The following is a 6459-nucleotide window of genomic DNA, read 5'->3' on the forward strand; positions in this document are numbered from 1 at the left end:
CTATCCCCGATCTCGTCCGACACCCGCCACCCCGCTCAAAGAGCGGCAATCATCCCGGCGAATGCCCGGCATGCAAGGCGGCCGTCAGACCCCGCTTACTCAGCAAAACCCTCTACAAGGGTCGCAATGCCATCGAGCGCATGTTCTGCCGCCTCAAGGACTGCCGACGCCTCGCCACCCGCTACGACAAACTCGCCGCCAACTTCCTCGGTAACATCCACCTCGCCGCCGCCATCATGTGGTGGTTATGAGACTCGGCCCTAGTTGCCGCATCTCGCGCTTTAGCATGTGTCGGCATAATCAGCCGTTGATCAAACGTGCTCCCCTGATGGCTCCGGATCCATTGATAACCGGATTATCCGAAACGTGCTCTTTCGAGGCTGGACTAGGAATGGCGGGTAAGTCCCAGCCTTGGTCTCAAGCGGAATGCCCGCTCATGGGCGCGCCATTTTCCCAATAGAACGGCTTGGATGGGCGCAAACCGGGCGCTCTGTAGAGCGTCCGAATCGACCGCGACTGATGACCGACCGACCTAACCGTCCTCGTATCGCTAATGTTACCGTGAGTGTTCGAATAATGCACAGAGGCCATCTGGACCGCAGGCGCCTGGCAGCGCGCCGATAGCCGCTCTACGACAACGCGGCGACCAGCTCTGCGGCAAACTGATCGAGGCAACCGCCCCTTACATCCCGACGCCTTACGTCTCCCGTAGCATAGCCGCCGATTTCCGACGCCGATCTTGGGCGTGTGCGTGGGCCGGAGAGCAGGGAGCGGAGAGGGGAGGAGGGCTGGGGCGACGGACCCGGGGCGGTCGACTGCCTCTTCCGTGCCTCTGGAGATTATCCCATGGATGTGATCGTTTCCCGCACCCGCATCGCCGGGTGCGCGCCTCTCTATTCCTATCGTGCGCTGGTCCCGCTGGAAGGCGTCGATCCCGATCGGCGACACCGCGTTGCGGTCCTGCATGTCCAGACCGCGACCATCCGTGCGGCATGCACGCGCATTGCCGACACGATTGCGCCCCATCGTTGGTTCGAACGGGATATCGCCGTTTCCTTTGGCCTCGCCGCCCAGCTCGGCCTCGCCGCGCGGCGCATCGAAGCGCTTCTGCTGCAGTCGGTGTTTCCCGAGATGACCACCTGGTTGGCGCCGATCGCGCTTCGGCTCGACCATGACCCGGGAAGCGCGTCCCACCGCGTCGCGACCATCGATCTCAATGCCGCTTTCGATGCCGTCGTCCCGCGCATCGACACCCTGACAGCCGCCGAACTGGCGCCGCCTCGGTCCATCGATCGCCGCGCCGCCTGATCCAGGAAACTCGCACATGATACATTACACACTTTCCCATCTCGAAGCGGCCGCCTCCCTGTGGGAAGCGGTTCTCGACCTGCGCGACCATCCGGCCGCCGAACCCGACGCTCTCGTTCGTGCGCTGGCGATCCGCAAATCGTTCGAGGCGATCGGGACCTGCGCCATGCGCATCATTGTCGTGGGCTGGATCGATGCGGTCGATGCCGCCTGGTACAGGAACCAGGAGACCTGCCCCTTCTGTTTCGACTGGTCCTTTGTGAAACAGTGGGTCATCGACACCATCGACTGGTCGGATCCCGATAATCCGGCGATCCGGATAGATGCTTCGGGCACTGACATGACGGACAATGTGACTACGGCGGCCCAAGCGGGGGCGAAGTCGGCCGGGCCAGCGGGGCCGCAAATCACTCGGCACGATCATGTCGCCCTGCTCGCCCGCGTGCGCGCTGCCCTGGAGAGGCCGGACAGCCTCGATGCCGCCGCGCGCGCCGCATTGATCGGGGTGATCGGCGCCAGCGAAAGCGGGCTCAGGGTTTGTGCGCTGCCCTGGCCGATTGATGTCCATCTGGGCATCATCGAGCACCGTCATGGCATCAATTTCTACGCAGGCCTGAACCGTGACGTTCTCGTCGCGGAGATGGCGGAATATGCGCGCGAATGGTGGAAGGAGATCGGCGACAGGCGCGATCCGAATACGCTGCCAGATGACGAGGTCATGGCCGCCTATTTCGACGATCACCCTTCGGAAAGCTATTCGACCGAGATCCTGCGCCTGCTGCCTCTCCCGGCAGTCCGCTCAGTCTCTTCGATTGAAAGCGGCGCCTACTGCGTGCTCTCGACAGCCCATCTGACGGTGCAGACGGCCGGCCTTCTCGACAAATGGGCCTGCTGGCCTCCGAGCGACCGCCCCATCGACATCGCCGCCTCCGTCTATGGCTGGTTCGTGCCGACGCGGCCGCTACCCGATAACCGTCGGGCGCAGATTCCGGATGATCTTCAGGAGATCATCGCGTTCGGACGTGATCGGGGCTTCCAGTTCCTGCTGCTCGACTGCGACGCGGATCGTGCCGCCGATCTCCCCGTCCACGACTGGTGACCGTATCGAGGAACGGCTTACCAGCCGGGAAGAGTCTGGTTGGCATCCCGCCGGCGATGGGCTCCACTCGGAATACCATTGCCTTCAATCCATCATGGAGCGCCCGCGCCGGCCTCCAGCAGCGGCAGCAGCATCGCATGGAGGGCATCCTCCGCGCGCTCGCGCCGGGGTGCATCGCTTGAGGCCAAGTCCTTGCGCATCCAGTCGGGCAGTCGCCGCACGAGGTCCCGCAGTTTCACATCGTTTGAATCGCTCATCGCCTCCTCTTTGCAGGACGCTCACCGCGACGACAACTATCTTGGCGCTTTGCGTCGGCAGAGCGTCAAGCCGGGACGAAAGGGAAGGGGGCAGGGTAGGGGAGACGGCCGGTTGGTCCGTCGCCGAGACAGGAGATGATCATGCTTCTTCCCGCCACGATCGAGATCGCGGTCAGCCAGGATGCCATTCGCTGCGCGTCCCGCCTTGTCGCGAGTAGCGCGCTCGCTGCGATCCACGAAATCCTGCAGAATTGCCGCCGGGCCGGCGCGCAGCGCGTCATGATCAACCTTGTCGAGGAAGATGGCCGCGCCTTTCTCGATATCCACGATGACGGCTGCGGCATCGATAATCCCGCAGCGCTCCTGACCCTCGGTTTATCCGATTGGGGCGACGATATCATGCGGCGTGAGGATCCGGCCGGCATTGGCCTGTTCAGCCTTGCCGGCCATGCCATCGAGATCCACGCCTTCTCGCCCGCGATGGGACACGGCTGGAAGGTCCGGATTCCCGCTGAATCCTGGAATGGCGACAGGGCGCTCGAACCCGAACCGTGCGACCTCAGCTGGGAAACGATGGTCCGCATCGAGATATCCGGCGACTGGAAGATGGGCATTCGTTCGACCATTGCTGAGGCCGCCCGTTACTATCCCTTGCCGGTGACGCTGGACGGTGCGCTGCTGCCCCGTGAGGATTTTCTCGAGGATGCGCTGCTGATCGAAGAGGCCTGCGGTTGCCGTATCGGCGTCTATAAAGGCAATTTGGTCCAGCAGGATGGCCCCTGCATCAACTTCCATGGTTTGGCCGTCCCGTGCTCTCTTCCCAATATATTCGAGTTGAAGAGGCAGGACTGCCGCTGGTCCGTTCGCATCGATGTGATCGACGCGCCTGAAATTCGCCTCGCCCTGCCGGCCCGCCGCGCGGTGATCGCGAACGAGGCGATGAAAGCGCTGCGCATCGCCATGGAACGGGCCCTATACACGGCCATCGCCGCCCAGGAGGATCATCGCCTGCCCTTCGCCTTATGGCTGCGGGCTCGAGGACTCGGTGTGACGCTGCCCGCGGTACGGCCAGGGCTCTCGATCTGGGATCCATCGTCCGACGATGAACATCAAAAGCCCGCGGACGGGATGACTATCCTAGAAATTGCCTCTGCGGGCGCAATGATGATTGTCCCGTCGCTGCGCTCCGAGATCGCGCAGGCGCTGGCGCTCGCCCACCATCAGCCGCCGCTTCAGGATTTCGTGCTGGTGGAGGAGGAACGCTGGCTCGACGGCTATGACTGGTACGACGCTCTACCGATCATCCTCTACGTTTCCTTCCGGATTTACCGGGACGGCATCGAATATCCTTATGGTGAAGACGACCGCCTTCCATGCGGTTTCGCTTCAGGTTTCGTCGACAGGATCGTTGCCGACCTGGAGATCGCCGAGACCGGGCATGAGGATGCGCCGCGGCACGTCCATTCCATTGAAATCCCGGCCCTGGTCTGTCCCACTGGCAGTTGGGATATCGAGGAGGCCGTGATCCTTGTGACCCGCGGCGGCGGTATCGACCCGGATCGCCTGGGATGCGTGATCCACGCGACGCTGTTTTCTTCGCGCGACGATGCCGACACCGATAGCTGGGAGACCCAGTCCCGCGCCTTCGCGCGCGAAGCCCGGCAGGTGGCGACCGGCATTCTTCTGGGGGAGGACGCCGCCACCCTCGAGGCCATTGTCATGGAGGCGCGGCAGCATCTCGCCTGTCTGATCCCGAAGGATCGCCGGATTGTCATCCCCGCGGATCGCGGCGGCATCACTGCCGATTTCATGCCGGGCTGAGACGCTGCCGCCCGAACCCATCCCCTGAGCAGCAGATCCGGCGTCCGCACACGATGCCGACGGAAGGAGCACGCCCATGACCATCGCCACTCATGACTTCACCCGCAATGCGAAAGTTCCGCTCGGTCACTGTTCGGCCGGCACGCTGGAACTGGATCTCGGCAAACTGATGTCGGGCCGATGCCTGATCCAGGGATCGTCGGGCGCAGGCAAGAGCCAGACGCTGCGCCGGATCATCGAGGAGGCCTTCGATTATCTGACCACGATCATCGTCGATCCCGAAGGCGAGTTCGCCAATCTTGCCGCGCATATCGGCGCCACCACCGTCATCGCGCGCGACTATGCCAATGACGGTCTTACCGCGCTCGCGCTGCGCACCCGCCAGCACCGCATTGCCCTGCATCTCGATCTCACGGATCTGGAGCCCGACCACCGCATTGAGAAGGCCGCCGCCTTCTTCGCAGGGCTCCTCTCGGCGCCGCGCGAGCATTGGGCACACACGGTGCTGGTCTGCATCGATGAAGCGCATCTGCTCGCACCGCATATGGCGGCCTCGGCCCGCGACGCCGAAACACGCCGCCTAGGCGTCGCTACCCTCACTGACATGTGCGCGCGCGGGCGCAAACGCGGGATTGGCACGATCATCGCCACGCAGCGTCTCGCCAAGCTCGCCAGTTCAGTGGTCTCCGAACTGCATAATCACCTGATCGGTCTCAACGTCTTTGACCGTGACGTGGCGCGCGCCGCTGACCTGCTCGGCTTCGCCAGCGATCAGGCGGCGCTGCTCCGCCAGTTGCCGCCGGGAGAGTTCTTCGCCTTCGGACCCGCGCTCTCGCCCCTGCCGGTACTGGCGAAGATCGATCCCACGATCACACCGCATATCGGTCGAACACCCGATCTGGTCGCCGCCGCCGATCTCGACGCGGACGAGAGCCGCACGCTCCTCGATCTAGACACCTTGCGCGAGGTCGCACCAGCCAGGACCACCCATGCCGTCATGCGGGGGCAACGCGCGCTCGACGCTTTCCTGCTCGATCCCGCTGCATCCGCCGCCGCACGCATCGTCGGGGCGCTGGGCAGCATCGCGCCTAACGCGACCACCGCAGATGATCTTGCGCGCCATCTCGCGCTCCCCACCACTGACATCGACGCCGGTCTCGATCTGCTCGCCGCGATCGGCGCCTCGGACACCATGCCGCGCGGCGATACGCGTATCGCGCGCCTGTCGGCCCGGTTGCGCCTGCGCGTCGTCGACACTCCAGTCGTCGGCTTGGCCTGAAGGAAGCCCACCATGACCCAAACCAGCTTTGATCTCGACGCCGATATCGTCGAACTGACCCCGTTCGTCCCCGCGACGGAGACCGCGCCGACCATTCCGCTCTCTGAACTGGCTTTCCGCGCGGATGCGTGGCTTCCCGATGAGACGGCGCGCCTCCGCGCGGCATTTATCGACGATTGCACGATGGAGGAGATCGCCGCCCGGCTTAGGCGGTCCCGGGCCGCCGTCGCTACCCGGATCCATGACCTGGGCCTGCGCCGTAATTCGCGGCAAGCATGGAGCGACTGGGACGATGAGGAACTGGCGCGCTGCTACGCTCACGAGTCGACCGCGACATTGGCGGCGCGGCTGGGCCGCGGGGTGAGCGCGCTCTATGCCCGCGCCCGGCTGCTCGGCCTCTCCGAGCCCGGATCCCCGCCGTACAGTGGCTGGGAGGACGCGCAGCTGCGCGCCGGCTACGCGAAAGGCGTTCCTGTCGCGCAGATCGCGAGCCTGATCGGGCGACCCTTCGCCGGTGTCATCTCGCGCGCTTCGGCGCTGGGGCTGCGCCATGCCTGCCAGCCGGACGACTGGAGCGACGCGGAAATTAACCGCGCCCTAGAGCAGTTTTCGATCATTCTGGTTCATAGCCGCACGATCTGAAGTAGTTGGCGCATTCCTGAGGCTGGAAGATATCGACGAGTTTGCCGATCAAG

Annotated in this window: 7 protein-coding genes; 6 read left to right on the top strand and 1 reads right to left on the bottom strand. The window is 64.3% G+C overall.

Features of this window, described 5'->3' with window-relative positions:
* The 3 genes from DI606_RS19050 to DI606_RS19060 form a co-directional block, all read left to right on the top strand.
* On the top strand, nt 1-251 hold a 251-nt coding region (locus tag DI606_RS19050; protein ID WP_293985480.1), incomplete at its 5' end, for a transposase.
* Nucleotides 252-846: 595 nt separating this feature from the next.
* A complete protein-coding gene (locus DI606_RS19055) occupies nt 847-1308 on the top strand; it encodes a hypothetical protein (RefSeq protein WP_159365886.1) in 462 nt (153 codons plus the stop codon).
* Nucleotides 1309-1324: 16 nt separating this feature from the next.
* Entirely contained in the window at nt 1325-2407 is a 1083-nt protein-coding gene (locus tag DI606_RS19060; protein ID WP_159365887.1) for a hypothetical protein, read from the top strand.
* A 92-nt stretch (nt 2408-2499) separates the two neighbouring features.
* Here DI606_RS19060 and DI606_RS19065 read toward each other — a convergent pair whose 3' ends face one another.
* Nucleotides 2500-2664: a hypothetical protein gene (locus tag DI606_RS19065; RefSeq protein ID WP_169860756.1), complete on the bottom strand. Its 165-nt coding sequence runs from the start codon at nt 2662-2664 to the stop codon at nt 2500-2502.
* A gap of 141 nt (nt 2665-2805) precedes the next feature.
* On the opposite strand from DI606_RS19065, the gene DI606_RS19070 reads away from it, so the two are divergent.
* From DI606_RS19070 to DI606_RS19080, 3 genes are all read left to right on the top strand, one after another.
* Nucleotides 2806-4485: an ATP-binding protein gene (locus DI606_RS19070; RefSeq protein ID WP_234893143.1), complete on the top strand. Its 1680-nt coding sequence runs from the start codon at nt 2806-2808 to the stop codon at nt 4483-4485.
* 76 nt (nt 4486-4561) lie between these two features.
* Complete coding sequence (locus tag DI606_RS19075) at nt 4562-5764, top strand: ATP-binding protein (protein ID WP_159365889.1); 1203 nt, start codon at nt 4562-4564, stop codon at nt 5762-5764.
* 12 nt (nt 5765-5776) lie between these two features.
* Nucleotides 5777-6406, top strand: a complete 630-nt coding sequence (locus tag DI606_RS19080) for a hypothetical protein (RefSeq protein ID WP_293985485.1) — start codon at nt 5777-5779, stop codon at nt 6404-6406.
* The last annotated feature ends 53 nt before the right edge of the window (nt 6407-6459 follow it).

Source organism: Sphingobium sp., from assembly GCF_003248505.1.
In the GTDB taxonomy this organism is placed as follows: Bacteria; Pseudomonadota; Alphaproteobacteria; order Sphingomonadales; family Sphingomonadaceae; genus Sphingobium.

What these genes read in the sequence shown, in the direction of transcription:
- DI606_RS19075 (WP_159365889.1), top strand. Translation starts at nt 4,562, where the DNA reads ATGACCATCGCCACTCATGACTTCACCCGCAATGCGAAAGTTCCGCTC.
- DI606_RS19080 (WP_293985485.1), top strand. Translation starts at nt 5,777, where the DNA reads ATGACCCAAACCAGCTTTGATCTCGACGCCGATATCGTCGAACTGACC.
- DI606_RS19065 (WP_169860756.1), bottom strand. Translation starts at nt 2,664, where the DNA reads ATGAGCGATTCAAACGATGTGAAACTGCGGGACCTCGTGCGGCGACTG.
- DI606_RS19055 (WP_159365886.1), top strand. Translation starts at nt 847, where the DNA reads ATGGATGTGATCGTTTCCCGCACCCGCATCGCCGGGTGCGCGCCTCTC.
- DI606_RS19070 (WP_234893143.1), top strand. Translation starts at nt 2,806, where the DNA reads ATGCTTCTTCCCGCCACGATCGAGATCGCGGTCAGCCAGGATGCCATT.
- DI606_RS19060 (WP_159365887.1), top strand. Translation starts at nt 1,325, where the DNA reads ATGATACATTACACACTTTCCCATCTCGAAGCGGCCGCCTCCCTGTGG.